The 25,775-nt window shown below is 62.6% G+C and carries 24 protein-coding genes; 5 read left to right on the top strand and 19 right to left on the bottom strand.

Annotated features, from left to right (window positions below):
• Positions 1-51: 51 nt before the first annotated feature.
• The 3 genes from pstB to AC2CQI_RS07985 all read left to right on the top strand — a co-directional run bounded on the left by pstB (position 52) and on the right by AC2CQI_RS07985 (position 2,245).
• Positions 52-813, top strand: a complete 762-nt coding sequence (gene pstB, locus AC2CQI_RS07995; protein ID WP_218641232.1) for a phosphate ABC transporter ATP-binding protein PstB — start codon at positions 52-54, stop codon at positions 811-813.
• Positions 814-911: 98 nt separating this feature from the next.
• Positions 912-1,610, top strand: coding sequence for a hypothetical protein (locus AC2CQI_RS07990; RefSeq protein ID WP_075801745.1), 699 nt, complete (start codon positions 912-914; stop codon positions 1,608-1,610).
• Positions 1,611-1,624: 14 nt separating this feature from the next.
• On the top strand, positions 1,625-2,245 hold the full coding sequence (locus AC2CQI_RS07985; protein ID WP_484579814.1) for an HAD family hydrolase: 621 nt from the start codon (positions 1,625-1,627) through the stop codon (positions 2,243-2,245).
• Positions 2,246-2,373: 128 nt separating this feature from the next.
• On the opposite strand, the gene AC2CQI_RS07980 is transcribed toward AC2CQI_RS07985, so the two are convergent.
• The 13 genes from AC2CQI_RS07980 to AC2CQI_RS07920 form a co-directional block, all read right to left on the bottom strand.
• On the bottom strand, positions 2,374-5,886 hold the full coding sequence (locus AC2CQI_RS07980) for a hypothetical protein (protein ID WP_484579813.1): 3,513 nt from the start codon (positions 5,884-5,886) through the stop codon (positions 2,374-2,376).
• Positions 5,887-5,892: 6 nt separating this feature from the next.
• Positions 5,893-7,521, bottom strand: coding sequence for a hypothetical protein (locus AC2CQI_RS07975; protein ID WP_144443529.1), 1,629 nt, complete (start codon positions 7,519-7,521; stop codon positions 5,893-5,895).
• 274 nt (positions 7,522-7,795) lie between these two features.
• On the bottom strand, positions 7,796-8,971 hold the full coding sequence (locus AC2CQI_RS07970; protein WP_484579812.1) for a PAS domain-containing sensor histidine kinase: 1,176 nt from the start codon (positions 8,969-8,971) through the stop codon (positions 7,796-7,798).
• Positions 8,964-9,776: an alpha/beta fold hydrolase gene (locus AC2CQI_RS07965; RefSeq protein ID WP_484579811.1), complete on the bottom strand. Its 813-nt coding sequence runs from the start codon at positions 9,774-9,776 to the stop codon at positions 8,964-8,966. The genes AC2CQI_RS07970 and AC2CQI_RS07965 overlap by 8 nt, the downstream gene beginning before the upstream one ends.
• Positions 9,777-10,159: 383 nt before the next feature.
• Positions 10,160-10,519, bottom strand: coding sequence for a cupin domain-containing protein (locus AC2CQI_RS07960; RefSeq protein ID WP_075801751.1), 360 nt, complete (start codon positions 10,517-10,519; stop codon positions 10,160-10,162).
• Positions 10,516-11,109 (bottom strand): GNAT family N-acetyltransferase, encoded by a 594-nt coding sequence (locus AC2CQI_RS07955; RefSeq protein ID WP_484579810.1) that lies wholly within the window; start codon positions 11,107-11,109, stop codon positions 10,516-10,518. Before AC2CQI_RS07955 ends, AC2CQI_RS07960 begins: the two co-directional genes overlap by 4 nt.
• 208 nt (positions 11,110-11,317) lie before the next feature.
• Positions 11,318-11,620 carry a hypothetical protein gene (locus tag AC2CQI_RS07950; protein WP_075801753.1) on the bottom strand — a complete coding sequence of 101 codons (303 nt, stop codon included), beginning with the start codon at positions 11,618-11,620 and terminating at the stop codon, positions 11,318-11,320.
• A 341-nt stretch (positions 11,621-11,961) separates the two neighbouring features.
• Complete coding sequence (locus tag AC2CQI_RS07945) at positions 11,962-12,609, bottom strand: alkaline phosphatase family protein (protein WP_484579809.1); 648 nt, start codon at positions 12,607-12,609, stop codon at positions 11,962-11,964.
• A 162-nt stretch (positions 12,610-12,771) separates the two neighbouring features.
• Positions 12,772-13,776, bottom strand: a complete 1,005-nt coding sequence (locus tag AC2CQI_RS07940; RefSeq protein WP_484579808.1) for an MsnO8 family LLM class oxidoreductase — start codon at positions 13,774-13,776, stop codon at positions 12,772-12,774.
• A gap of 50 nt (positions 13,777-13,826) precedes the next feature.
• Positions 13,827-15,107: a TRAP transporter large permease gene (locus AC2CQI_RS07935; RefSeq protein ID WP_075801756.1), complete on the bottom strand. Its 1,281-nt coding sequence runs from the start codon at positions 15,105-15,107 to the stop codon at positions 13,827-13,829.
• Positions 15,104-15,706 carry a TRAP transporter small permease subunit gene (locus AC2CQI_RS07930; protein WP_484579807.1) on the bottom strand — a complete coding sequence of 201 codons (603 nt, stop codon included), beginning with the start codon at positions 15,704-15,706 and terminating at the stop codon, positions 15,104-15,106. The genes AC2CQI_RS07935 and AC2CQI_RS07930 overlap by 4 nt, the downstream gene beginning before the upstream one ends.
• Entirely contained in the window at positions 15,699-16,757 is a 1,059-nt protein-coding gene (locus AC2CQI_RS07925; protein ID WP_484579806.1) for a TRAP transporter substrate-binding protein, read from the bottom strand. The genes AC2CQI_RS07930 and AC2CQI_RS07925 overlap by 8 nt, the downstream gene beginning before the upstream one ends.
• 186 nt (positions 16,758-16,943) lie before the next feature.
• On the bottom strand, positions 16,944-17,621 hold the full coding sequence (locus AC2CQI_RS07920; protein ID WP_484579805.1) for an RraA family protein: 678 nt from the start codon (positions 17,619-17,621) through the stop codon (positions 16,944-16,946).
• 112 nt (positions 17,622-17,733) lie between these two features.
• Here AC2CQI_RS07920 and AC2CQI_RS07915 point away from each other — a divergent pair, with 112 nt between their 5' ends.
• Entirely contained in the window at positions 17,734-18,633 is a 900-nt protein-coding gene (locus tag AC2CQI_RS07915) for a LysR family transcriptional regulator (protein WP_075801760.1), read from the top strand.
• 6 nt (positions 18,634-18,639) lie between these two features.
• Here AC2CQI_RS07915 and AC2CQI_RS07910 read toward each other — a convergent pair whose 3' ends face one another.
• From AC2CQI_RS07910 to AC2CQI_RS07885, 6 genes are all read right to left on the bottom strand, one after another.
• Positions 18,640-19,440 (bottom strand): HpcH/HpaI aldolase family protein, encoded by an 801-nt coding sequence (locus AC2CQI_RS07910; RefSeq protein ID WP_075801761.1) that lies wholly within the window; start codon positions 19,438-19,440, stop codon positions 18,640-18,642.
• A gap of 17 nt (positions 19,441-19,457) precedes the next feature.
• The gene (locus tag AC2CQI_RS07905; RefSeq protein ID WP_075801762.1) at positions 19,458-20,261 is read right to left on the bottom strand and encodes a carbon-nitrogen hydrolase family protein; all 804 of its coding nucleotides are present in this window, start codon (positions 20,259-20,261) and stop codon (positions 19,458-19,460) included.
• Between the two features lie 52 nt (positions 20,262-20,313).
• Positions 20,314-21,309 carry a TRAP transporter substrate-binding protein gene (locus tag AC2CQI_RS07900; RefSeq protein WP_484579804.1) on the bottom strand — a complete coding sequence of 332 codons (996 nt, stop codon included), beginning with the start codon at positions 21,307-21,309 and terminating at the stop codon, positions 20,314-20,316.
• A gap of 30 nt (positions 21,310-21,339) precedes the next feature.
• A complete protein-coding gene (locus AC2CQI_RS07895) occupies positions 21,340-22,623 on the bottom strand; it encodes a TRAP transporter large permease subunit (protein WP_075801764.1) in 1,284 nt (427 codons plus the stop codon).
• Positions 22,623-23,129, bottom strand: a complete 507-nt coding sequence (locus AC2CQI_RS07890; RefSeq protein WP_075801765.1) for a TRAP transporter small permease — start codon at positions 23,127-23,129, stop codon at positions 22,623-22,625. The genes AC2CQI_RS07895 and AC2CQI_RS07890 overlap by 1 nt, the downstream gene beginning before the upstream one ends.
• Before the next feature lie 302 nt (positions 23,130-23,431).
• Positions 23,432-23,596 carry a hypothetical protein gene (locus AC2CQI_RS07885; protein WP_178391959.1) on the bottom strand — a complete coding sequence of 55 codons (165 nt, stop codon included), beginning with the start codon at positions 23,594-23,596 and terminating at the stop codon, positions 23,432-23,434.
• A 136-nt stretch (positions 23,597-23,732) separates the two neighbouring features.
• Here AC2CQI_RS07885 and AC2CQI_RS07880 point away from each other — a divergent pair, with 136 nt between their 5' ends.
• Entirely contained in the window at positions 23,733-25,760 is a 2,028-nt protein-coding gene (locus AC2CQI_RS07880; protein ID WP_484579803.1) for an alpha-1,4-glucan--maltose-1-phosphate maltosyltransferase, read from the top strand.
• Positions 25,761-25,775: the final 15 nt, after the last annotated feature.

Here is a 25,775-nt window from a genome sequence, read left to right as displayed (position 1 = left end):
GTATCTACCGCGCAACAGGCCGCTCCCGTGGCCAGCCAGGCTCCAGTGGTAATGGACTGCAAGCTGGACAAGATCTTCTACGGCAACTTCATGGCCGTGCGTGACAGCCATGTGCCGATCGAGAAGAACAAGATCACCGGTTTCATCGGTCCGTCCGGTTGCGGCAAGAGTACCGTGCTGCGCAGCCTGAACCGCATGAACGACCTGGTGAAGGGCTTCCGCTTCGAAGGCCACGTGCACTTTCTCGGCCAGGATGTCTACGGCAAGGGCGTCGACCCGGTCGTGGTGCGCCGCTACATCGGCATGGTGTTCCAGCAGCCGAACCCGTTCTCCATGAGCATCTTCGACAACGTCGCCTTCGGCCTGCGCCTGAACCGCTACAAGGGCGATATCGGCGACCGCGTCAAGCACGCCCTGCAAGGCGCGGCGCTGTGGGATGAGGTCAAGGACAAGCTCAAGGTCAGCGGCCTGTCGCTGTCCGGTGGCCAGCAGCAGCGTCTGTGCATCGCCCGTGCCATCGCCACCGAGCCGGAAGTCCTGCTGCTCGACGAGCCGTGCTCGGCACTCGACCCGATCGCTACCCGTCGCGTCGAAGAGCTGATGGTCGAACTGAAGAAGGACTACACCATCGCCCTGGTGACCCACAACATGCAGCAGGCGATCCGTGTTGCCGATACCACCGCGTTCTTCTCGGTGGACATCTCGCAAGGCACGCGTACCGGCTACCTGGTGGAAATGGGCCCGACCACGCAGATCTTCCAGAACCCGCGTGAACAACTGACGGATGACTACATCAGCGGCAAGTTCAGCTGAGTCACGCCGTACTTCACAGGCGACCCGCCGCCGGAGACCGAAAGGTCTGCCGGCGGCGGGTCGCTTTATCGTCTGTCCAGCCTTTAGCGGAATAGTCCATGGGTGCGACGCATCGTCTCAATCTGTCAGCGGTAGAACAGGCCCTGCGCGAGGTGCAACAGCACTTCGCCGAGCTCAGCCGGCACTTTCTCGAACCGCGTGATCCGTTCACCGACGAGGTTCTGCAAAATGTGCTTGAAGGCTATGCGCTGATTGACGACTATGTCGCCCGTGGTGTGGACCTGTTCGACCTGCGGCAACTGGACCTGATGCTGGAGATCAACGCCACCGTGCTGTGTGGGAGCGATCCTGTACGCCGGAGTGAATTTGCCCAGCACCTCGAGGCGACCGAGGAGCACTTCTTCAATAACGTCGAAGGTGGCATCAAGGATCTCTACAACTGGTATTGCACCTACCGCAGCGATTCGGTGTGGAAGCGGGCGGCCGGGGTCTACGTCCGGATCCTCAGCAAGCCGCAGCTGTTCATCGAAGGCAACAACCGCACGGGCTCGCTGATCGTCAGCTACCTGTTGATGCGCGCAGGGTTGCCGCCCTTCGTGCTGTCGCTGGACAATGCCGAGGGCTACTTCAACCCGTCCTCGGTGATACGCAATTCTGCCAAGCATGGCGTCAAGGCACTGTATGAACTGCCCAAGATCAAGAAAAAGTACGCGGCTTTTCTTGAAGCTAAAGCACCGGATCCCAGGAAATTCTTTCTGAGCGCTCCCCGCATGCCGATTTATCAGGAGAATCAATGATGGCCAGGTACCGAATGCTCGAGCGAACGCAGGCCAGCGGGAAAAGGGCATGGCAGGCCATCGGGCATGCCATGAACCGGCCGCGCATCCGCATCTCGTTCGACATCGACGACACGCTCGCCTGCCTGCCGCATCACAGCCCTGCCGAAGACAGCAAGCTTCCCGACTTCATCCACCGCTGGCTCGGCGAGCCCCTGCGCAGCGGCACCCGCGCCCTGATCCGCGACCTGCGTCGCCAGGGCTGCAGCATCTGGATCTACACCTCTTCCGGGCGTACCCCTTCCTATATCCGTCGTTGGCTGATGCTCTATGGCATTCGTGTCGATGGCGTGGTCAACAGCGACCGGCACAACCATGCGCTGACCGAGCATGCGTTCGAGAAGATGCCGTCGAAATTCCCGCCGGCGTTCGATATCGACCTGCATGTCGATGACTCCGATGGTGTGCGGATCGAAGGCGATGACCATGGTTTCCGCGTGGTGGTGATCTGCCCGAAGGACAAGAGCTGGGCCAAGAAGGTGCTGGCGGCGGCGGGGGAGGTGCAGGCGAAGCTGGCGCCGCAGCACAAGCCGGTGATGGCTGTTCGTCGTCCGGAAACCGTTACTTCGTGGCGCGGGCTGGATCGGGCTAACTGAAGGGCCTGAAATCGAAGCATTTCTGTCAGGTTCCATCTTGATGCGTCAGCTACCGGATGAAACCAATTCGACGGCCGACTGCCGCTCAGCGACGCCGAAGCGCTTCGCTGAGCGGCAAGACCGACAATCTACTCCGTCGGCATCTTCTTGAACTCGATCACCTGTTGGGTCACGTAGCTTGCTGCGAACCAGGTGACCATGCCGAGCCCGGTGGCGTAGAGCAGCGCTTTTGTGACCGGGTCCACGACGATGATGCACGCCTGCATGCAGACACCGGAGGCCATGTAGGCGATGCGGTTGGCCAGTTTCCAGGGATTGCTCTCGTCGTCGGCCCAATAGCTGAGCATCCAGAACAAGCCGCCTGCCGCGATCAAGACAGCCGCAGGCGCAGCCGCCACGGCCTGGGCCATGATGTTGTCGCTGGCGTTCAGCAGCCCCCGGCTCTCGCTGTTTAAGAACTCCAGCGTCAGTTGCGTCATTCCGGCAAGCCAGGACAGGCTCAGGAATATCTCGACCCAGGGTCCGGATTTGCGCCCGGTCGGAAAGAACGGAGTGGCAGCCTTTTGCAGCATCTGGCCGGCCCAGAGAATTTTCTGATACCAGTTCATCGCTGCCTTGGGCAAAACGCCCTTGGTCAGCAGGCTCGCCTTCATCAAGCTCGTTACCACGCCATATGCGTTGAGCGCGATGTCGCGAAAGAGATCGGTCCAGCGCTTGATTCTGGCAAACCTCGCCGTGACCTTCTCCTGCTTCAGTGTATCGGAGGCCATCAGCAACTCGATGGCCTCGTCACCCAATGCCAGCTTGCACGTGATGGTGGTGAGCACGGCAGCCGGCCACATCACTACATCGATGATGCGGAACGAGGTATCGATGGTCTTGCCACCGGTAAGCAGGGCGAAGGTCTTTTCCATGAACGGGAAGCGAATCTTGCTGAACAACAGAACGCGGAAGCTGTTGATCAGCCCCTGCAGCGCCGTCAGTAATCCGGTCACCACCTGTTTGAGCACGCGCACGGCGACGTCGGCGATGTTGAACATCAGGCTGAGCACCAGCTTCTCGATCTTTTCGAAGTCCAGGTCGGCGAGCTTGAAGCCCTCGGGGCCGAAGACGTCCTTCGTGTTGACGCCAAGATCCTTGAAGGCTGCCTTCAACTCGTCGAGGTGCTGGTTGATGTCTTGCTCGAGCTTTTGGTGCGAGTCCCCCAGATCGGGCGTTTCATACACCACGAATGCACTGGTGATGCCGTTGATCAGGTCGTTGACCCACGCGGCCGGACCGGTACGAGTGACTTCGTACCTGTTATGTTCTTCCTTGGAATGTTCGCGCACCAGACTGTGCTGCGGCTTGCCCGGTACAGGCTGCCCGGCGCAGTTGATGCCCAGCCGCTTGGCATGGGCACGGAGCCTTTCCTGAACCCCGTCGAAGCCTTTGCCGACGCTGCCCTTCATGCGTTCGGCCAGTTCCAGCATTTCCACGAACTGAGAGTCGACGTTGTCCAGCATGTACTGGCGGACCTTTCCGATGTCCTTCCAGTTGAACAGGAACTTAAGGTATTTCCACACCTCCTCTGCGGCGATCTTGACACTTTCCCACAGGTTCTTGAAGAAGGTGCCGATCGATTGCAGTGTGTCGAGCACGAAGCGCCTGATCTTGCCGGCGATCTCGCAGACGAACTCGATCGCATCGCCGACCTTGCGAATCACGAAGCTGAAGGCCGATTTCACTGCCGAGGTGGCCCTGGCCCATAGCCCTTCCAGAAGGTCCGACAGTGACTCGCCGAAACCACCAAGTTCCGCGTCGTCGCTGCCCTGGATGGCCAGTGCCTGCGCCGCAGTGGTACTGCTGAGCCTGCCCTTGCCGTCGCTGGCAACGCCCCAGGCGTATTGATCGCTCAGGTGGCTGCCCACCTGTGAGTCGAAACCGGCACCCAGCGGCACCAGCCTGGCAGGTCCGGCGGCGTCGCCTAGCAGCAGCGAAGCCTGCTTGAGCGCCGAGACCAGCGCCTCGAGCGTGCGCGAGCCTTCAGCGCTGCGGTACTCGTCGCCGAGCAGCGGCTTGTCGTCGGACCTGGCGGCCTGTAGTTCTGCGACCGAGAGATTGTCGAAACGGCTGTACAGTGTGGCCGCAGGATTCACTTCCAGGGTCTGGCAACAGGCATCGATGTCAATCCGATAAAGCGCCGGAGCGAACGACAGCGCCCGATTGAAGATGCGCAGGCTCCCTTGGGCATCGGTCTGCACTCGAATCGGAGTGTCCGGCCCAGTGGTCACGCTCCGGCCATTGACCACCAGAGTGGACAACACGGACGCGCGCAACGTGACCTCACTGAGCGGCAAGCCAAAACCGTTCTCGTCGGAGATGACGATATTGCTTGCGAAACAGGTGGTAGTGGCCGAGCCCTGCGGGTCGGCAACGCGGATTTCGCTTTCTTGCCAGATACCCTGCGCATCACGCCACAGGTAGCCGGCATGACCATCGCGGTACACCAGCAGTACCCCGGCGGTCAGGTGGTCATCACCCATTACGGGGGCCAGCTCTGCGATGTCGCTGCGTATCATCAACGACTGGTTCCACTGCTCTGCGGCGTTCTCCCGGCAGGTCATCAGCAGTTGCCCGTCCGCCTGCAGGGCCCAGACACTGGTGGCGCCTTCGGCGTTCTCGCAGACGCTGAGTTGACGAATGTTCCTGGCGCGCTCAGGGGCAATCACTTCTTCGAATTGTGGGTCTCGAACGAAGAACTCGTCCTTGCCCAGCAGATGCACACCGTGGCCGCCAACGTATAGGTCACTGCCGTCGGTGCTAGCTGCACCAAGGGACAGGACTCGTGCATCGGGCGGGCAGACGAACGGATGCACACCGGTAGGGGACATCCGGCTGCCTGGCATGCGTCGAGTGAACAGCGCCAGCGTATCGTGGCTGCGTTGTATGCCCAGGGCGAACAAGGTCGCATCGTCGCCCACCGAACCCAGGTCCAAGGCAAGGGTTTCCTTCAGTTCCGATGGCACCGTGAACACCAACGCCTGTTGCAGGGACGGGGCGCGGTCGTCGCGCACCAGCCAGACGTCCTGCTTGCCGCCCTCCATCGCGGACAGCACGATGGTCCAGCGCCGGTCGGGTTCGCGGTGCAGGCGGATGGCATCGATGGTCATGTCGCCACGGGTACCGTAGTCGGTCCAGGGCAGGGCGCTCCAGTCGGTCTGGCTGGCGTCGAGGTTGTAAGCCACCAACAGCCGGGAAACGGCTTTGCCGCTGGTGTTGTCCTTGAGCGCCACCGCCAATGTGATACGTTCCTGGCCGTCGATCTCGGCCCAGGCTGCACTGAACGCCATGACATTGCTTGCGACCGCGATGCTTTCCCAGCCTGCGGAAGCTTCCCCGGTGCGGCGTACCAGCGCCAGGCGCTGGCCCTTGCCCAGCGTCAGTACCATTGGCTCCACCGATGCATTGCGGCGATCGGGCAGGGCGATCATCCTGGCCTGGAAACGGCCAGCAGCCGTAGGGTCTGCCAGGTCGTCGCGGCCGAAGGTACGGGCGGGCTCGATGTACTCGAGCACATCGGTCCCGATGGTGAAGCTGGCCTTCGCTTCGCCGTGTTCATCCAGGGCATCGAGCTGGCTGATTTTGGGAGTCTTGTCCATGCGCGCTTACCGTCCTTGCTTGTTGGTGGTGCCCTTGCCCTGGGTAAAGCTCTGGCGTGGGATGGTGACGTCGACGTACATCACGTCGAGCATCAGGTCGTGGTGTTCGCTGAAGCGCACATTGCGGAAGGCGAAGACCTTCTCCCCTGGCGGAACGAAGGCCATGTTGTCGAGTGTCACCTGTACCTTGCCGAAGGACTCTTCCAAGCGCAGGGCGATCTGCTCGCTGAAGCGCGTGGTCACTTCCCTGGCGCGCCTCACATCATAGTCATTGGAGATCTGCAGTACGTATTTCCTGATGAAGTCGTCGGGTTCGCCGCTGGCGAACGGAGCATGCGCCTTGGCGTTAATGCGCAGTACCGGCTTGATCGAATACTCCAGGCCCTTGTTCTCGATATCGAAGGTCAGCGAGCCGTTCAGTTCGATGTCCGACGCCGCGCGAGCCTCGGACTCGAACAGGGTTACCTTGCGTTTGCGTTCCAGGTGGATCCTTGCCATACCCTTCACAGACCAGGCATTGCCAGGCTGCGGAATAATGCTCAGATCGAGCCACTCCAGCAGCGCGTAGTCGATGTCATCGTGTTTGAACCTGAACATTTTCTGGTTCGACAGCCGCAGCGAGCGGTCCGACAGACTCACGTCCAGGCCGTCGAGTAGGTCCAGCTCCGGCTTGTCGAGACGTTGTGCGATGGTTCGGGAGGCGTCGGATATCGCGATCAGGCGCCTGGCTTCTGCCTCGAAGGCCTTTTGCAACTCCTTGTGCATGTGCTGCTGGAACAGGCGGCCGCGCAGCACCATCAGGCCGGCCACGCTGCTGTTCACGCCGTTGCCGCTTTCGATCTCGTACCACGGGCCCAACTTCCCGCGTGCGGCATCGAGCTCATCGCCCGCGAGCATAGGGCGACTGGTAGGGCCGGTGAACACGCCGAGGTAGTCCAGGGTGCGGGTGAGCGGGTTGCTTGGCCCCTGGCTGTGGTCGTCGGTGATCTTGAAGGCGTAGTCACACAGGGTGAAGGTTGACGGGCGCTCAGGTGCGGCGGGGTACACCACGCAGTTGAGAACCAGCTTGTCGTGCAGGGGTGAGACGTCGCTGCCCAGCCAGGTCTCCAGGCGGTCGAGCAAATTATCGCGCGATGCTTCGTCGGGCATACTGAAGCTGGTGACCTCAGGTGGCGCTTCCAGCGTGCATTGGCCTTTGGCCAGAGTCATCAGCAAGGCCTCGATCGAAAGGCCCCCGGCACCGACATCTTCCTCCCGTTCCCACTTTTCCACTTGGTCAGCGGCAGTGGAATCGAACTGGTACAACTGGGCGGTGCTCAGCGTGCGTCGGTCCAGATGCGCGAAGAAATGCACTTTCCAGTGCAGGAACCTGGCGACCTCCTTTCCACCCTGTGTGGCTGACTCGATCTTCAGGCTCATGCGCACACGGTTATTGGGAGCTCCTTGGGTATCGAGGGAAATGGTCGGGTATCCCAGCACCAGATCCAGGCCGTCCACACTGATTTTGTCGGGGCTGCCGGTCCTGATACGCTTCCACACCTTCCAGCCCGCCCGCAGTTGGTCGTTGATCGACGCCTCCGAGAGCGAAAGCGCCATGTCGAAATCCGTGAGCTTGTTCGTTGTTGCCAATGGCATTGGACCACCTCGTTCCTTTAGGTTTTGATCCAGCCACCGGCTACCATCGGGCTGGACAACAAATAATGTCTCATTGACATCATTGAAGGCTAGTGGAATGTCTCGGCCATTTGCGTGACAGCAAGGACCGGTGTGCGAGGGGCGACTCGAGGGCAAAGAGCACCGAAAAGGGGACTGACCGAACAGCGTTCCATTGCGATGCGAGCGCGGGTTGAATCGATCGAAGAAGTCCCTATGTGACCATGCTCGCCAGAGTCATTGGCTTGAGGATCGATCAGTCGGCTTGAACGCCACCCGGCAAATGAATGGTGAACTTGGTCCCATACACCGGATTCGACGTCACCGAAATCTTCCCGCCATGGGCCTCGGCAATCTGCCGGACGATGAACAGTCCCAGCCCCACAGAGCGCAACGCATCCTGCTGCTCGCTGGCGCGCACCATGGGTTCGAACAGGGTCGGCAATAACTCGTCGGCAATGCCCGCTCCGTGGTTGTGAACGGTGATGCTTGCACCATGCTCGGTCAGGTCGGTGGTCAGGGTGATGGGGTAATGCGGGTCGCCGTAGGCCACGCTGTTGGCCACCAGGTTGCCGATCATCTGCTGCAGGCGGTCCGGGTCCACCGGGAACTCGCCACGGCCGCGGGCCAGATGGCGGATAGCGGCGCTGTCGAAGGCCACCCGCAGTTCCGCCACGCTGTGTTCGATGGCCTGCGCCAGGTCGACGGGCTGGCGGCGGATGCTGATGCCCTGGCCGATCCGTACCGAGGCGAAGTCCAGCAGGTCGACGATCATCCGCTGCGCGCGCTCGGCGGACTGGCCGATGCTGCTCAGCAGGCGGTGCTCCTTGTCGGAGCGAGCATCCTGTTCGAGCATCTGCGTGGCCATCTTGATCGCGGTCATCGGGTTTTTCAGGTCATGGCTGGCGATGGCGACCATGCGCTCGGCAAAGATGGCCCGGCGCTGGGTGCTTTCATAGGCCTCTGCCAGTTCTGCCTTGGCCTGTTGCAGCGCGGTTTCGGCGGTGATCTTCTGCTCCAGCAGCTCTTCGGCCCGCTGCCGCGCGGCGAGTACGGCGCGTTCGTAGCGGTCGCGCTCGGTGGTGCCGAACAGGGCCAGTTCGTAATGCACACCCTCGGCGGTTTCCCGGCGTACGCCGTTGAGCAGCATGGCAATGATATGCCCGTCGCGGTGCAGCAGTTCGAGCTTCACCTCGGCCACCGAGCCCTGCATCTTCATCAACGGCACCCAGTGGGTGCGCTGGAACAGGCGGGCGCCGGTGGTCAGCAACTGTTCGAAGCGACGCTCACAGAGGCTCGCCTGGTCATATCCCAGCCAGTTGCAGAAGGTCTGGTTGCTGCGCAGCAGGCTGCCGTCCTCGGCCATGACCACCAGCCCGCAGGGTGCCTCTTCGAACAGGGATTCGCTGCAGAGCGACAGGGTGTCATCCATGGCCGAGGCCGCGCTGGGTCAGGAAACTGTCCATGGCTGCGGAACAGGCACTCGGTGCGCTCATCTGCGGGTAATGGCCGATATTGTCGATCAGGTTCAGTTGGCTGTCGGGCAGCACGCTGTGCAGGTACTCGCCAACGGCCACCGGAACCACCGGGTCGTCGCCGCATTGCACGATCAGCGTCGGAGTTGGCAGGCCGGCAATATCCTGGCGATGGTCGGAGAGGAAGATCACCCGGGCGAAATGCCGGGCGATCTGCGCATCGGTGCGGCGGAAGCTGTTGGTCAGCTCTTCGCCCAGCGCCGGTTGCCCCGGAGCGCCCATCAATATCGGCGCCATGGTGCTGGACCAGCCCAGGTAGTTGTCGTCCAGGGTATCGAGCAGGGAATGGATCTCTTGCAGGGAGAAGCCGCCGGTGTAGTCCGGAGAGTCGATATAGCAGGGCGAGGCGCCGATCATCGCGTGGGCGGCGATCCGTCCCGGGCGCTGGCGGTCAGCGAGGATGCCAATCATCGCGCCCACCGAATGGCCGGCGAGGATCACCGGGCCTTCGGCGTATTCGTCGATCAGTTCGTTGAGGTCCGAGGCGTAGCCCCACAGGGAAGCGTATTTGTCGCGGTCGTGCAGCTCGACAGCGGACTGGCCCGCGCCGACCAGATCGTAGGTGATCACCCGGAAACGCGTGACGAAATGCGGCAACAGGAATTTCCACATCGACTGGTCGCAGCCGAAGCCATGGGACAGGATCAAGGTCGCGCTGCCGCTGCCGGCGAGGTGCACGTTATTGCGTTTTTGCAGGGTCATACCTATCCCGGGGTTGTGCAGCGCGGTGCGTTCGTTGCCATTTCAGCGTAGTAGCAAAGTGATGCAATTGACCTTGCATTTGACGCTAAAGTTTCGTTTCGTGCGGTCATTTGGATCTGAAGGCGGGTGCTATGCAGCCCGGTACCATACGCGAAAAGGCTGTTGGGTGCGTGGATAATGCAAAAGCCCCCGGCGTTTTGGCGGCGGGGGCTTTGGGGGGGATTCGATTGGGGAGCTTGTGCGGATTCTGTGGGAGCGGGTTTACCCGCGATAGCGATGGTGAATTCACTATCGTAATCGCGGGTGAACCCGCTCCCACAGGGTCCGCGTCGTGCTTTAGAAATGTACTCTGTGCGGCGCTCGATGAAACGCGACCCCTATACCTAGCTCGCGGGCAAGAGAATCACGAAGTTCTTTTTCATATCTTCCAGCACGGTCCATTTGCCCTTGGCGCCTGGTTCGATAATGAAGGTGTCACCAGCGGCCAGTGTGACGGGGGCGCAACCCTCGAGTTCGATGACGCAGCGTCCACCCAGGACATGGCAGAACTCCCAGACCTTGTAGTCGATGCGCCACGCTCCGACGCTGGCTTCCCATTCTCCGGAAATGCGACCTTGCTGTTCATCGTGATAGTACTTGGAGGTCAGTGTATGAGGGGTGCCCTCCAGGACCTCTTCAAAAAAGGGAAGGTCGCGCACCGGTTGGATATCCAGTTCGCGGAACACGGTCAGTTTCTGGTTCATGGCTTTTGCTCCAGTACGTCGTAGGTTGGGCGATACATCAAATAGGCTTCACCGGTTACGCCCAGCATGGGGTGCGGAACGATCTGGCAGGTTTTCACGATCTGGAAACCATGGCGTTCATAGAAGCGGCGTGCACCGTGGTTTTCCGCATAATCGATCAGGCAAAGCCCCTTCAGTCCAGCGTCATCAGCGCGCTGCTGGGCATGGCGAAGGAACTGGACGCCCAGCCCCTGGCTACGCCAGGCCTCATCCAGGGCCAGGCTGGAGATGTACAGGGTGTCGGGTATTTCCATGTCGGAATAAGGCGCGAGGACCGGGTCGGTCTCGACAGACCTGTCAGGGCTCTCGCGCAAGGCATAGCTGTGCATCATGCCGATGACGCGCCCTTCGGAAGTGGCCATCAGGCAATTCTTATAGGAGAAGTCGCCGTGTTCCCTGGCATAGCGCGACGCACCGACACTCAGCAGTGTTTCTCCGGGTGCGGCCAGCTTGCTCCATATGTAATCGGCCATGCCCTCGGATGTCAGTTGAAAGAAGCGCGCAATATCCTGCGCGTCCGAGGCTTGGGCGGGTCTGAAGGCGATAGGCATGTACGGTGCTTCCGTGGGCTCGGGTAGTTGGTTTTCGAGGATTACTCCGTTGGCAGGGTAGGCGGGTTGAAAGATTCCCGTGATGCTCTGGGCGACAGTGTTTGCGCTGTGTGCGACGCAGACGTGGCGGTTTGACCTTTTCCAATGTCGGTCTGCGACAGGTTCAGAAATGCGACGATGACTGGGTCGTCACGGGCAGCTTCCCTCGTCATGCCTCAGCTCTCACGCACCTGTCTTCCTTGCGCAACGCATCGATCAGTGCCTGACAGACTTCCAGTGATTGCCAGGTAGCCCAGGCCACATCCGCCAGAGGCCGGGCGAGCATTTCGCATAGCTGGGCGTTGGATTCGAATGCCGATGTGACTGCTGCCGTGAGGTGCATCAGTACATCGTCGATGTCGACATCGGGATTCACCGCGAAAACGGGTGGATGAGTACCGTTACAGGCGCCGAAATGGGTGGCTGCGGTGGTTCGGCGAGAGGTCGGGGCAGGTGAGGTGTTTTCTTTCATGGTGGCGATCCTTGGCGTTGGAGGAGTTGCCAAGCATCGGTGTAAAACGAGTCCGGGGCGACGGCGTATGTTCCGCATTCCGGATCCTGGACGCTGCGTTATGGCGCGCCAGGCACATGCCGAGAGCTCTTCAGCGTCCTTGCGATCGAGCGCCGCTTGCGCGGCGCATCGCTGGCAAGCCAGCTCCCACAAGGTCCGCGCTGGGCACAACGTTCTGCGGCTGGCTCAAAACCCTGTGGGAGCCGGCGTTGCCGGCGATGAGGTCATCAGCAACAGCTTCAATCTGTGGGTCCAACATGGAGTCCCCCACAGTTCCCGTTTCGCAAGGATGCCTGTGTGCTTCATCCGCCCCGAAGAAACTCCAACACAACCCGCCCAACCCCTACCAGATCCCTGACACCCACGGCCGAATGCCCAGCCGGCATCACCACCAGCACCGGCGCCATCCGCTCCGCCTCCGAATACCGCCCATGCCCATTCCCCATCCCGCCGTGATCACTGACAAAGATCACCAACCGCTCAGGCCCAGGGGACACATTCAACGCGTTTTCCCACAAGCGCCGCAGCCGCCCATCGGTTTCCCGCACCGCCGCCGCATACCCCGCATCCCCGACATCGAACGCCCCGCGATGCCCGGCCTGATCCACCGCATCCAGATGAATGAACGCCAACTGCGGCTGACAGCGCCGCCACGTGCCCAGCACCTCCTGCTCGATCGCCGCATCATCGGCCCGCAAGACCGTGGCGTGATGTAGCCCGGAACGCGCGTCCAGCCGCCCTCGCACCAACTCATAAAGCCGCTTCCACTGCGTAACCAGCAGGCTCCGGCTACCCGGCACATCCTCCTCGACACGCTCGAACAGCGTCTCGACCTTGATCGGACCAGCACTGTCATTGTCGAGAATCCCGTGCTCCCTGGCCCAACGCCCGGTAAGCACCGTGATCCAGCCCGGCGCCGAGAACGTCTGCTGGGTCCGGCCATTGCTCACATCCACCGTCCCCGCGCTCACCCCGGGTGACTGCACAGCGCCAGGAGCACAAGGCCCTTGCGCAGCGCCAGGTATCGAGAGTTGGAAGACAGGGTCGGTTCACACCGTCAGCAAGCGGGAGCCTCGAACTCTACACCTGCAACCGCAACAGCTCCCGCGCATTCACGCCTGTGCAAGCAGTCGATAACTGCGCAACCTGTCCTCCAGCCGATAGGTGACGGTCACGATCCCCACCTCATCACAGCCAAACTCATCGGCAATCCGCTGCATTTCCCGGCGACAGGTCTCAGGTGAGCCCACCACCATATCGCCCAGGGTGTCATCGAACTCGGCTCGCTCTTGGGCGCTCATCAGTTCGTAACGACGCTGCACCTCGGCCGGGCTCTGCAACGGCTCCCGAGGCATCCGCCCGGCCGTCATCTTGCGATAGACAGCAGTCCCGGCGACAAACCGAGCCTCCTCATCCGAAGCAGCACAAATCACCGCCAGCGCCACCAGACGCGGCGCCGGCGTGGTCATGTCAGCCTGCCGATACACCTCGGCATGATGCTCGAAGATCGCCGGCGAGCAGGCCTTCGGTGCGATAAACCGGGCCAGCGCCAGCCCCATGCCGAGCTGCCCGGCCAAGGTCGAACTGCCACCGCCGGAACCGAGCATCCACAGCGAGGGCAGGGTGCTGGCGTCGACATTGCAGGTCAGCGCTGCATAGCCATGACCAGCCGGAAAACCACCGCGCAGGAAGGCGCAGAGTTCTGCGGCCTGCTGGGGAAAAGCGTCGTGCTGCGCAACAGTACCCGGTGCCGCCAGGGCAACGGAACTCAGATGACTGCCACCCGGAGCCCGACCGATGCCCAGGTCGATTCGCCCGGGAAACAACCCGCCAATCAAAGCAAAGGTCTCGGCCACCTTGTAGGGGCTGTAGTGGCTCAGCATCACGCCGCCGCTGCCGACGCGCATGTGCCGGGTGGCGCTGGCGATCCGGGTCAGCAGGATCTCCGGCGCGGTACCGGCGAACTGGATGCTGTTGTGGTGCTCGGCGACCCAGTAGCGGTGATAGCCCCAGCCCTCGCATTCAGTGGCCAGTTCCACCGAGGTGCCGGCGGCGCTGGCCGCCGTGCAGTGATCGTGGATAGGGGTTTGGTCGATTACGGTGAGTTTCAACGACACTGGAGAGGTTCCGTTCAGATCGAAATTTGTGTCGATGTTAACTAATTTTGCTAGAAGCTGCGCGGCAACCACAACGCCAGTTGCGGAAAGGCGATCAACAGCCCGATCAGCACCAGCAACGCCAGGCAGAACGGCAGCGCACCGTAGACCACGTCCATGAAATTGCCGCGCCCGCGAATGCTCTGCACCACGAACAGGTTCATGCCGAACGGCGGGGTGATCTGGCCCATTTCGCACAGCACGATCAGCACCACGCCGAACCACAGGGGATCAAAGCCCAGGCTGACGACGATCGGCACGATCAACGGCGCGGTGGTAATCAGCATCGCCAGGGTGTCCATGAAACAGCCCAGCACGATGTAGAACAGGATGATCGCCAGCAGTGTGAACATCGGTGACAGCTGCAGGTCGGTGACGAAGCTGACCAGGGCAGTGGTCAGCCCGATGGAGGCCAGGACGAAGTTGAGGAAGAACGCCGACAGGGTGATGAAGATGATCATGCCGCTGGTGCGCATCGTGGCTTCGAAGGCCTGGCCCAGGCTCTGCCAGGTGAAGGCCCGGCGCCACAGGCCAAGGCCCAGGGCGCTGAGCACACCCAGTGCGGCGGATTCGCTGGCGGTGGCGAAGCCGCTGTAGATCGAGCCGATCACCAGCACGAAGATCGCCAGTGGCGGTATCAGGTCCGGCAGGCAGGCCAGGCGTTCGGCCCAGCGGGTGTGCTCCTTGCGTCCGCCCAGTTGCGGGCGCACCAGGCAGGCGATGACGATCAGCGCGACGAACAGCAGGCTGAGAATGATGCTCGGGATGGTCGCAGCCAGGTACAGCTTGGGCACCGAGACGTTGGCGATCAGGGCGAACAGGATCATGTTGATCGACGGCGGGATCAGGATGCCCAAGGTGCCGCCGGCCGCGATCGAGCCGAGGAACAGCGGGGCGTTGTAGCCCTTGCGCACCTGCTCGGGGATGGCCAGGGTGGAGATGGTGGCGGCGGTGGCGACACTGGAGCCGCTGGTGGTGGCGAACAGGGCGCTGGCGCCGATGTTCGAGTTCATCAGGCCACCGGGCAACCAGGACAGCCATTTCTCCACCGCCTGGTACATGCGCCCGGCCACGCCCGAGCACACCAGCAGTTCGCCCATGAGGATGTACAGCGGAATCGCCACCAGGAGAAATTCGGTGCTGGTGTTCCAGGCGATCTCGCCCATCGCATTGCTCAGCGGCAGGGTGGAAAACAACTGCGACAGCGACATGCCCAGCAGACCGACGCTGACCGCCGCCGCCACGCTCAGCCCGAGCAGGGCCAGCAACAGGAAGAGGGTGATGCTCATCATGGCGTTTGCTCCTTCAGGGGCTTGCCGGCATTGCCGAGTTCTTCGTCGATCTCTTGTTCGACGCTGTTGATGCCGATCAGCGCGCTGACCTCGGCCCAGCGCCCGCGCAGCAGGTGGCCGAGGCTGGTGAGCATCAGGCTGAGCAGGGTCAGGGCGAAGAACAGGTAGCCGGCGAACCACAGCGATTGCGGTATCCATTGCGGCACCTGCAACGGCGTGTTGGACACCGAGTGGTAGTCGATGGAGTCCCACAGCACCGCCCAGGCGTGGTACGTCAGCGCGCAAACCAGGACCGCCATGCAGGCCAGGGCGAACAGGTCGAGGGCCACCCGGGGCTTGAGGCCGAGGCGGGCGTAGAGGATGTCGACGCGGATATGCGCGCGCTTGAGCAGGGTCACCGGGAAGGCCCAGGCGCTGGTGATCGCCAGGACGTAGCCGGCAATCTCGTCGGCCCCGCCCATGGACACGCCGAGGGTCTTGCGCAGGATCAGGTCGATGCCGATCAGCAGGGCGCAGCCAAGCAGGGCGAAGCCGCCGACCCAGGTGCTGGCCTTGGCCACGGCGTTGATTGCGGTCATGCCGGAGCGTGGGTTATTCATGGCGGTGGGCTCCGGAGGACAGGTGCATGCCGAGGGTTTGCCCGACCGTGGCGTTCCAGCGCTCGACGCAGGCGGCGCCGCAGCGCTTGCCCCAGTCGTTGGCGATCTTCAGCGCGGCCTGGCGCACGGTTTCCCGTTCCTGTGGATCCGGAGCCGAAGCGGTCATATGGGCGGGCTGGTGGATCTGGCAGTCGGGGCGACCGAGGTTGCAGGCCAGGGCGTAGCGGTTCTCCCTGGCGGTCTCGCGCCACAGCGCATCTTCCAGCACCTGGGCCTGGGTTTGCAGTAGCTCGCGGACTTCGGGTGGCAACTGCTGAAAGCGCTTGAGGCCGATGCCGTAGAAGCCGATCGACCAGTCCACCGGCAGGTCGTACAGGTGCTCGGCCACGTCGTACCACTTGGCGGCGTTGCCCGAGCCGATGCCGGTGATGGCGCAGTCGATGACGCCGGTCTGCAGGGCGGTCACCACTTCGGCGAAGGACAGGGTCACCGGGACGGCGCCGATGGCCTTGACCAGCTCGGCCATGTTGCGTCCGCGGGTCCTGATTTTCCGGCCTTTCAGATCGGCCAGGGTCTGCACTGGAGCACGGCAGAAGAACACCTGGGCGGTGTAGGGCACGGTGGCCAGCAGCTTGATGCCGTGGCGCTCGGCCATGCGTTGTTCCAGCACGGGCTTGTAGGCGTTGGCGATGCTGCGGGCGCTGTCGATGTCGGCAGCCATGCCCGGCAGGTCGACGCCTTCGAAGGTGGCGTCGTCACCGGCGACGAAGGCGAACACGCCCATGCCGATGTCCACCGCGCCGAAGCGCATCAGGCGGATGATCTCGGGGCCTTTCAGGCCGCTTTCGGAGAGGCCCAGCAGTTGCGCGGTGACCTTGCCGCCCGAGGCTTCCGGCAGGGTCTGGGTCCAGAAGGGGCGTTCGACTGCGCGGAACGTGTAGTTGTGGCTGCCGCCGCCGACTACGTTGAAGCGCATCTCGGGGTAGTCCTGGGCCTGTGCTGCGGTGCTTGCCAGCAGGGCCAGGGGGATAAGTAGCGAGCTGAGTTTCACGGGAGTCCTCTTGTTCTTTTATTAGGAGCAGTGATCAGCAGTACGGCGCGTACCTTGTAGGAGCGAGGCTTGCCCGCGAAGGACCGCGCTAGCGGTCCCAAAATGGTGTGGTCAATGAGATCCTGGGACCGCTGCGCGGTCCTTCGCGGCGGTTCGGCGGCCCGACAAGCCTCGCTCCTACAACATTCAGCGCGGAATCACTGGTCGGGTCGCCGCCTCGATGGTCGCCCGCGACCCAACGATATCCGGAAACTTCTCGCCCTTCGCCAGCCGCGCCAGGGTGTGCTTTTCATTGCGCTGGAAGTCGATGGCACGTTGCGCCAGCCCGAGCATCTGCTCCGGCGGCAGGAACACGATGCCGTTTTCATCCGCCACCACCGCATCCCCCGCACGCACGACAACCCCACCGCAGTGGATGGGCGTGCAGAACTCGCCGTCCAGACCAATGACCCGCGTGGTAATCGCACTCGCGCCCCGCGACCAGACCGGTACGCCATGCTCGCGCAACTCGCCCAGGTCGGTGACATAACCATCGACGATGATCCCGGCCACGCCGGCCTGCTTGGCCGCATAGGCCATGGCGCCGCCCAGAGCAGCGGTGATGCGCTCGCCACAGCGGTCCACCACCAGGAAGTCGCCAGGCCGCACGCAGCCCATGGCGTAGTGGAGGATGCCACCGTCATTGCCGGGCATGCGCACGGTCACCGCCGTACCGACCGCACGCACGTTCTGCAGGTGCGCCTTGATCTCGGGATGGGGAATGCCGTGGGTGATGAAATGTCCGATGGTGGCCGGTTCGGCCTCGATCAGCACTTCGAGGATGTTCGGATCGACCGGGGCAGGCAGCGCTTCGATTAGATACATAGTGGGTTCTTGTTATCTCGGATGCTTTTTCGAAGGGTTTCGGTCATCCTAACAACCACCTTGAACGGTCGATAATAAAAATCCGTAAGCACTGGCGGGAGCAGTTTTTATCATGCGTATTACGCTGATGCAGATCGAGGCATTCTATTGGACCGCACGTCTGGGCGGCGTTCACGCAGCCTCCCGGCATCTTCATCTGACCCAGCCGGCCATCTCGGCGCGCATCAAGGAGATGGAGTCGCTGCTCAGCGTGAAGTTGTTCGATCGCAATAAACAACGCATGAGCCTGACCGCCGACGGACATACCGCTTTACGTCATGCGGAACTGGTGTTGAACAACAGCACGCAACTTGAACAGTTCGCTGCGCAGCAGAAGAAACACCGGCGTTTGCGCCTGGGCGCCGACGAGTGTTCGGCCATGGTCGGGCTGACGGCGGTCATCACGGAAATCAAGGCGCACTTCCCGGAAATCACCCTGGAAATCACCATTGACGTGGGCGCGGCGCTAAACCGCAAGCTCAACGATCATGAACTTGATATCGCCCTGCTGACCAACCCGGCGACCCGTGAAGACGTCACCGATGTGTTCCTGGGCTGGATGACGTTCCAATGGGTCGCCGCTCGGCATCTCGATATCGAGGAAGGGCCTTTTCTCGCCCGACATGCGCAGGAATATTCAATCGTGACCCACAGCGCGCCATCGACGCTGTATTCGGTAGTTGATCGCTGGTTGAAGGAAAGTGGCTCGGTGAGCCACGCCTTCCATTCGAGCAACTCGTTGGCCTTTATCGCCAAGATGGTTTCGGCCGGGCATGCCATCGGTATTCTGCCGGTACCGTTGATTCGCGACATGCTGGCCGTGGATATGTTGAAAACATTGCCCTGCGATCCGGCGATTCCACCCGCGAAGTTCTGCTTGTCCTATCTGACCGAGCGCCCTGATATGCAACTGGGCGAACTGGTTTCGATTATTCGCGCAACGCTGGTCAAGCAGAACTTCCTGGTGGATTAACGTACTTCAGGCAAGAGCACGTTTCACCGCCGCAATATGCTGCCCCGCCTGGTTAAGCCAGGACAGATCACTGCCCATCAGCAGCATGTCGCTGCCCAGTTCCATCAGCCGCCGGGCGTTTTCCCGGTCGGCCGGGGCGCAGGGCACCATCACCTGGATGCCACGGGCATGGCATTTCTCGATCAGCAGTCTCAGGCGCTGCAGCACCTCCGGGTTGCCGAGGCGATAGTCCACCGGCAACTGGCGCGACAGCGAGTAGTCCGCCGGCCCGAAGTGCACCGCATCGATGCCTTCCACATCGAGTATCTCGTCGATGTTGTCGAAGAACTCGAAGCTTTCCGCCATCGGCACGATCACGCTGCGGGCGTTCTCCGCCTCGGTGTAGCGCGCCCAGTCGAAGCCGGGCCCGGCGAAGCCTGCCGAGCGCACGGAGCTGTCGCCACCACGGCGCCCGAGCGGCGGGAACTTGCTGAACTGGATGATCTGGCGCATCTGCGCGGCCGTGTGCACCTGCGGCACGATCACCCCCGCAGCGCCCATTTCCAGGGCCTTGCGGATATCCCATTCGAGTGTGCCGCGGACCCGCACCAGGCTGGGAATGGCGGCGTGGCTGGCGGCCAGCAGGAGCTTTTCCATGTCGCGGTCGATGCCGAGCGCGGTGTGCTCGGCATCGATGAAGACGAAGTCCAGCCCCCAGTTGCCGGCCACTTCGATGGCCATGCAGGCGGTGCTGTAGATGTTCATGCCGAAGGTGGTGCCGCGCGCCATGCGCGCCTTCAGCAAGGTATGTGTGGTGCTCTGGTTCATGGTCGAGTTCGTCCGGGTCAGAGGCGGTAGGTTTCAGGCAGCCGGTCACGGAACGGATGCACTTCGAACACGCCCGGGTCGCGGATCAGCGACTTGTTGCGGGCCTTGGCCAGGTCGATCTCGACGCTGTACACACCGTCTTCCAGGCCGGCACGCACCAGCGTCTTGCCGGACGGCTCGATGATGTGGCTGGTGCCGATGAACTGCATGCCCTCGTCCATGTCGTTGCGGTTGGGGGCGACGAAATAGACCATGTTTTCCGCCGCGCGCACGGTGCTGAAAATGTCCGGCAGCATGCGCGCCTGCTCGGGCCAGGCCGCCGGCAGCACGACGATATCGGCGCCTTCCAGGGCCAGGGTACGCACTACCTCGGGGAAGCGGATTTCATAACAGATGGCCAGGCCGACACGGCCGATCTCGGTGTCGAACACCGGTGGCGTCCATTCGCTTGGGCGGTCGGTGAAACGGTCACCGATCATGAACGGCAGGTGGCGCTTGCGGTGCAGGCCGATGATGCCCTCGGCACCGATCAGCGCCGCGGTGTTGAACACCTGGGCGTCGTGACGCTCGTAGAAGCCGACAACAATCAGGATGCCGGTCTGTGCCGACACTTCGAGCAATGGCGCCAGGGCGTCGAGGGTGATGGCGCCGCGTTCGAGGTCTTCACGGCTGTCGAAGGCGCCACCGGTGATCAGGCACTCGGCGAAGGCGATCAGGCGCGAGCCTTCGGCGGCGGTCTGGCGCGCCAGGGCAGCGACTTTATCAATGGTCTGTTCCGGGTTGCCGGCTACGGGATGAATCTGTGCGACGGAGATTTTCATGGTGTTCCTTGATGACAAGAGAGGAGCGCCGCACCCGGCGGCGCGCTTGGCTTCACTGCGCCTGGTAGCCCATGGCCTGGTAGACCTTGCTGACCAGTTCGGGGTTGATTTGCGCGGCGTACTTGTCCACCACCGGGCGGATGGTGGCCTGGATGCGTGCGACTTCTTCGGGCGCCAAGTCGTTGACCTGCATGCCGCTGGCCTGCAGCTCGGCGATGGCCTTGGTGTCCGCCTCGCGGGAGATCCGCCGTTGCTCCAGGCGCACGTCCTGGGCCGCTTCGCTGAGCAGTTGCTGCTCATCGGCGTTCAGGCTGTCCCAGAAGGTCTTGCTGATCAGCACGATCTGCGGGTTGTAGTTGTGCCGGGTCAGGCTCAGGTACTTCTGCACTTCGTTGAAGCGCGAGGCGAGGATCAGCGCCGCCGGGTTTTCCTGGCCGTCCACGGTGCCGGTCTCCAGGGCGGTGTTGACCTCGGTGAAGGGCAGGGGCGTCGGGTTCGCGCCCAGTGCCCGCCACACATCGAGGAACAGCGGCGACTGCTGGGCACGAACCTTCAGGCCGGCGATGTCTTCAAGCTTGCTCACCGGGCGCACGTTGTTGGTCAGGTTGCGCACGCCAAGCTCCCAGAAGGCCAGGCCGACGAGGTTTTTCGCCGGCAACTGGTCGGTGAGCATCTTGCCGACTTCGCCATCGAGCATGGCGTCCACTTTGGCGGTATCGGTGTAGAGGAACGGGAAGTCGAGGATGCCGAAGTCGGTGACGTGGTTGATCATCAGCCCGGCGTTCCAGGTCATCATTTCCACCACGCCGCCCTGCAGCGACGACAGCACCTGGACGTCGCCACCCAGCACACCGTTGGGGAAGGTGCGGACCTTGATCTTGCCGCCGCTGCGCTGTTCGACCTGCTTGGCGAACAGCTCCATGCCGATGGCCGGCGGGGTGCCCTTGGGGCTGGTGGCGGCGAACTTGATGGTGCGGGCGTTGTAGTCGGCGGCCATGCTCAGGCTGCTGGACAGCAACAGCGCGGCGATGAAGGCGAGTTTCTTCATGGTGTGGGTACCTTTTGTTTTTATTGAGTGTCAGTGGCCGAACCACTGGGCCGGGACGAGGACCAGGTCGGGGAAAAGCACCAGCAGGAACAGCACGATGATTTCGGCGATGAGGAACGGGAAGGTGCCCTTGAGCAGTTCCTCGTAGCGCATCCTGCCGATGCCGCAGACCACGTTGAGCACCGTGCCCACCGGCGGGGTGATCAGGCCGATGGAGCAATTGATCATGAACAGCACGCCGAAATAGATCGGGTCGATATTCGCGGCGGTGACCACGGGCACCAGGATCGGGGCAAGGAGCAGCACTGTGGGGGTCAGGTCCATGACCATCGAAATCACCAGGATCAGCAGCATCAGCACCACGATCAGCAGGCGCGGGCTGTCGATGACCGGCTGGATCAGGTCGATGATCTGCCCGGGGATATCGGCGATGGTGATCATCCATGCCGGAATCGAGGCGGCGGCCACCAGGAACATCACTGCGGCGGTGGTCTTGCCGGCGCGCAGCAGCAGTTCATTGAGCGACTTCAGGCTCAGCTCCCGGTAGATCAGCGAGGACACCAGCAAGGCGTAGACGCTGGCCACGGCGCCGGCTTCGGTGGGGGTGACGACCCCGAAGCGCAGGCCGACCACGATGATCACCGGCAGCATCAAGGCCCAGAAGCTGTCCACCAGCGCCTTGAGGCGTTCCTTGAGGCTGGCCTTGGGGCTCAGTTCCACCTCGTCGTTGCGTCGGGTCATCAACCACCAGGCCACCACTAGCGCGGCGGCGATCATCAGGCCCGGGGCGATCCCGGCGAGGAACAGCTTGGTGATCGACAGCCCCGAAGCGACACCGAGCACCACGAAGCCGATGCTCGGCGGAATGATCGAGCCGAGCACCGACACCGAGGCGATCAGCCCCCCGGAGCGATTACGGTTGTAGCCGGCGATGACCATCATCGGCAGCAGCAGGGCGGTCAGCGAAGCGGCATCGGCCAGTGCCGAACCCGACAGGCTCGACAGCAGCACCCCGGCGAAGATGGTCACGTAGCCCAGCCCGCCGCGCAGGTGCCCGACCAGGGTGATGGCCAGCTTGATGATGCGTTTGGACAGGCCGCCGGTATTCATCACTTCACCGGCGATGATGAACAGCGGAATGGCCAGCAGCGGGAAACTGCCTGCCGAGTTGATGATGTTCTGCGCGATGATCTGGCCGTCGAACAGGCCCAGCAGCCACATCAGGGCCACGCCGCAGAGAATCAGGCCATAGGCGATCGGCGTACCGATCAGGATGGCGGCCATCAGCACGCCGACGAAAACGGACAGGGCCATTATTCGGCTGCTCCATGTTCAGTGGACGGGGTCGGCGCAGGGAGTGTGCCCATGAGGTTGCGCACCAACTGGGTGCAGATCAGCAGCGCGCTGCAAATGGAAAAGACCAGGCCAGCCCCGTAGAACAGGGCCATGGAAACCCCCGTGGACGGGGCGCCGACATGCAGGTTGATCAGCGTCTGCTTCCAGCTGCCGTCGAGGAACAGCCAGGTGACATAAAGCATCAGCACCTGGGTCAGGGCCAGCAGGCACCTGGCGACGCCGGGCGAGGCACGGCGGGTGAGGATATCGACGCCGATATGGCCGTTTTCGTGGAGCATCAGCTGGGCGCCGGCGAAGACCAGCCAGACGAACGCCAGGCGGGAGATTTCCTCGCTGAAGAACAGGCCTGAGTTGAAGCCGTAGCGCAGCACCACATTGGCGAAGATCAGGCAGGTAATGCCGACCAGGCACAGGACCACGAGGCTTTTGAGGACGAGGAAGTAGCTATCGATCAGTGTTTTCATGGCGCCTCCTGGAACATTGCTGTCCAGAGGGCGCCGGGCGTGCCTGGTGTGAAGAAGAGGACGGCGAAGTCCAGGGATATCCGGGAGGAGGGCATCGGGGGTCACCTTTTTATTATTAGACATACGTCGTCGTATGACTGACCCGATTGTTCAACTAAACGTGGGCGCTGCGCTGCCTCAAGATTTTTATCAGGGGGATAAGGAATGGCGATCAGTGGGCGGCCAGCCGTGCCTGCTCGAGGACGCCAATGGCCTCAAAGGCAGGCACCCGGCAATCCCACTGCGCACAAACCCATCTACGCTCAACCTTTCACCGGCGGCTCCTCGCTCGGCGGATCGCCCACGGTGGGTGGCATGGTCGGCTGCACCGGCACGCCCTCCGGATCCTCCTCGTCGGGTACCGCTGGCGGCAGGGTCGGGTCGTCGATATTCGGATCGGGCGTTTCCGCAGGGATAGGAATGTTCATCGCTGTACCTCGCAAGGACGTTGATCGTGTCTTTCGCTTGGACCTCTTTCCCGCAACAACGCTCATTTTTTATTGAACCCCCGCGCCTGCCGTTGCTCTCAACCCTTACCGCCACGCCGTAACGGAGCGATGTTCGATGACCCGCAATGAGCCTTTCGTAACCGAGCGCATGGCCGCTGCCGACAATCCCGCCGACGATCCGCTGACCCTGTCCCAGGCCCTGTTGCTGCCCCGGGTGGTGATCGAGAACACCACGCCGGTGCTCGATGCCGGGCTGTATGCGGTCAAGACCGAGACCGGCCGCACGGTCACCGTGGGCAGCACGGTCTACGCCGACGGCCACGATGTCCTGGCGGTGACCCTGAACTGGCGCCAGGCCCATAGCCGGCGCTGGCGCAGCATCAACATGAGTTTTCTCGGCAACGACCGCTGGGAAGGCCGCTTCAGCATCAATGAAGTGGGGCGCCATCTGTTCGTGATCGAGGCGTGGGTCGATGCGTACGCCACCTACTGTCACGATCTGGAAAAGAAATTCGCCGCCGGGGTGAATATCGAGCTGGAGCTGGAAGAGGGCCGCCTGCACCTGGAACACGCTGCCGAACGCAGCGCCGGGCCGCTGCGCGAGGAGCTGGCCGGGCTGGCCCGACGCTTGAGCAAGGGGCTGCCTGCGGCCAGCCGGGTCGAGATGCTGCTGGCCAACGATACCCGGGTGCTGATGGCCCAGGCCGATCCGCGCAGCTACCTCAGCCGCAGTCCGGAGTTTCCATTGGACGTCGAGCGCGAGCGCGCGGCCTTTGCCAGCTGGTATGAGCTGTTTCCCCGCTCGATCACCGACGATCCCCAGCGCCACGGCACCTTCAACGATGTCCACGGGCGCCTGCCGATGATTCGCGACATGGGCTTCGATGTCCTGTACTTCCCGCCGATCCATCCCATCGGCACGAAGTTTCGCAAGGGCCGCAACAACTCGCTGACGGCCGGGCCGGACGATCCCGGCAGCCCTTATGCGATCGGCAGCCCCGACGGTGGCCATGATGCGATCCATCCGCAACTGGGCAGCCGCGAGGACTTCCGTCGCCTGGTCGCCGCTGCGGCGGAGCACGGCCTGGAGATCGCCCTCGACTTCGCCATCCAGTGCTCCCAGGACCACCCCTGGCTCAGCGAACACCCCGGCTGGTTCTCCTGGCGCCCGGACGGCAGCATCCGCTATGCGGAAAACCCGCCGAAAAAATACCAGGACATCGTCAACGTCGATTTCTACGCCGCCGACGCCGTGCCCTCGTTGTGGCTGGCGCTGCGCGATGTGGTGGAAGGCTGGGTGGCAGAGGGCGTCAAGCAGTTCCGCGTGGATAACCCGCACACCAAGCCGCTGCCGTTCTGGCAATGGCTGATCGCTGATATCCGCAGCCGCCATCCCGAGGTGATCTTCCTTGCCGAAGCCTTTACCAAGCCGGCGATGATGGCCCGTCTGGGCAAGGTCGGCTACAGCCAGAGCTACACCTATTTCACCTGGCGCAATACCAAGGCGGAGATCCAGGAGTACTTCGAGACGCTCAACCAGCCGCCGTGGTCGCTGTGCTACCGGCCGAACTTCTTCGTCAACACGCCGGACATCAACCCGTTCTTCCTGCACACCTCGGGGCGCGCCGGGTTCCTGATCCGCGCGGCACTGGCGACCATGGGTTCGGGCCTGTGGGGCATGTACTCAGGCTTCGAGCTGTGCGAGGCGGCGCCGATCCCGGGCAAGGAGGAATACCTGGATTCGGAGAAGTACGAGATCCGCCCGCGGGACTTCACCCAACCCGGCAACATCATCGCCGAGATCGCCCAGCTCAACCGCATCCGCCGCCAGCAGCCGGCCCTGCAGAGCCACCTGGGCGTGCGCTTCTACAACGCCTGGAACGACAACATCGTGTATTTCGGCAAGCCCGCCCCGGATGGCGAGAGCTTCGTGCTGGTCGCCATCAGCCTGGACCCGCACAACGCCCAGGAGGCGCATTTCGAGCTGCCGCTGTGGGAGCTGGGCCTGGACGACAACGCCGTGACCCGTGGCGAGGACCTGATGAACGGCCATCGCTGGGAGTGGTTCGGCAAGACCCAGTGGATGCGCATCGAACCCTGGCACCTGCCATTCGGTATCTGGCGCCTGGACAAGGCGCACTAGGAAGGGAAGTCGAGC

Source organism: Pseudomonas sp. P2S-1, from assembly GCF_057197725.1.
This window is presented reverse-complemented; position numbering and strand designations above follow the sequence as displayed.

Bases quoted from the DNA above. Each gene is read 5' to 3' on its own strand.
- pstB (WP_218641232.1), top strand. From the start codon at position 52: ATGGACTGCAAGCTGGACAAGATCTTCTACGGCAACTTCATGGCCGTG.
- AC2CQI_RS07990 (WP_075801745.1), top strand. From the start codon at position 912: ATGGGTGCGACGCATCGTCTCAATCTGTCAGCGGTAGAACAGGCCCTG.
- AC2CQI_RS07985 (WP_484579814.1), top strand. From the start codon at position 1,625: ATGCTCGAGCGAACGCAGGCCAGCGGGAAAAGGGCATGGCAGGCCATC.
- AC2CQI_RS07980 (WP_484579813.1), bottom strand. From the start codon at position 5,886: ATGGACAAGACTCCCAAAATCAGCCAGCTCGATGCCCTGGATGAACAC.
- AC2CQI_RS07975 (WP_144443529.1), bottom strand. From the start codon at position 7,521: ATGCCATTGGCAACAACGAACAAGCTCACGGATTTCGACATGGCGCTT.
- AC2CQI_RS07970 (WP_484579812.1), bottom strand. From the start codon at position 8,971: ATGGATGACACCCTGTCGCTCTGCAGCGAATCCCTGTTCGAAGAGGCA.
- AC2CQI_RS07965 (WP_484579811.1), bottom strand. From the start codon at position 9,776: ATGACCCTGCAAAAACGCAATAACGTGCACCTCGCCGGCAGCGGCAGC.
- AC2CQI_RS07960 (WP_075801751.1), bottom strand. From the start codon at position 10,519: ATGAACCAGAAACTGACCGTGTTCCGCGAACTGGATATCCAACCGGTG.
- AC2CQI_RS07955 (WP_484579810.1), bottom strand. From the start codon at position 11,109: ATGCCTATCGCCTTCAGACCCGCCCAAGCCTCGGACGCGCAGGATATT.
- AC2CQI_RS07950 (WP_075801753.1), bottom strand. From the start codon at position 11,620: ATGAAAGAAAACACCTCACCTGCCCCGACCTCTCGCCGAACCACCGCA.
- AC2CQI_RS07935 (WP_075801756.1), bottom strand. From the start codon at position 15,107: ATGATGAGCATCACCCTCTTCCTGTTGCTGGCCCTGCTCGGGCTGAGC.
- AC2CQI_RS07930 (WP_484579807.1), bottom strand. From the start codon at position 15,706: ATGAATAACCCACGCTCCGGCATGACCGCAATCAACGCCGTGGCCAAG.
- AC2CQI_RS07920 (WP_484579805.1), bottom strand. From the start codon at position 17,621: ATGTATCTAATCGAAGCGCTGCCTGCCCCGGTCGATCCGAACATCCTC.
- AC2CQI_RS07915 (WP_075801760.1), top strand. From the start codon at position 17,734: ATGCGTATTACGCTGATGCAGATCGAGGCATTCTATTGGACCGCACGT.
- AC2CQI_RS07910 (WP_075801761.1), bottom strand. From the start codon at position 19,440: ATGAACCAGAGCACCACACATACCTTGCTGAAGGCGCGCATGGCGCGC.
- AC2CQI_RS07905 (WP_075801762.1), bottom strand. From the start codon at position 20,261: ATGAAAATCTCCGTCGCACAGATTCATCCCGTAGCCGGCAACCCGGAA.
- AC2CQI_RS07900 (WP_484579804.1), bottom strand. From the start codon at position 21,309: ATGAAGAAACTCGCCTTCATCGCCGCGCTGTTGCTGTCCAGCAGCCTG.
- AC2CQI_RS07895 (WP_075801764.1), bottom strand. From the start codon at position 22,623: ATGGCCCTGTCCGTTTTCGTCGGCGTGCTGATGGCCGCCATCCTGATC.
- AC2CQI_RS07890 (WP_075801765.1), bottom strand. From the start codon at position 23,129: ATGAAAACACTGATCGATAGCTACTTCCTCGTCCTCAAAAGCCTCGTG.
- AC2CQI_RS07885 (WP_178391959.1), bottom strand. From the start codon at position 23,596: ATGAACATTCCTATCCCTGCGGAAACGCCCGATCCGAATATCGACGAC.
- AC2CQI_RS07880 (WP_484579803.1), top strand. From the start codon at position 23,733: ATGACCCGCAATGAGCCTTTCGTAACCGAGCGCATGGCCGCTGCCGAC.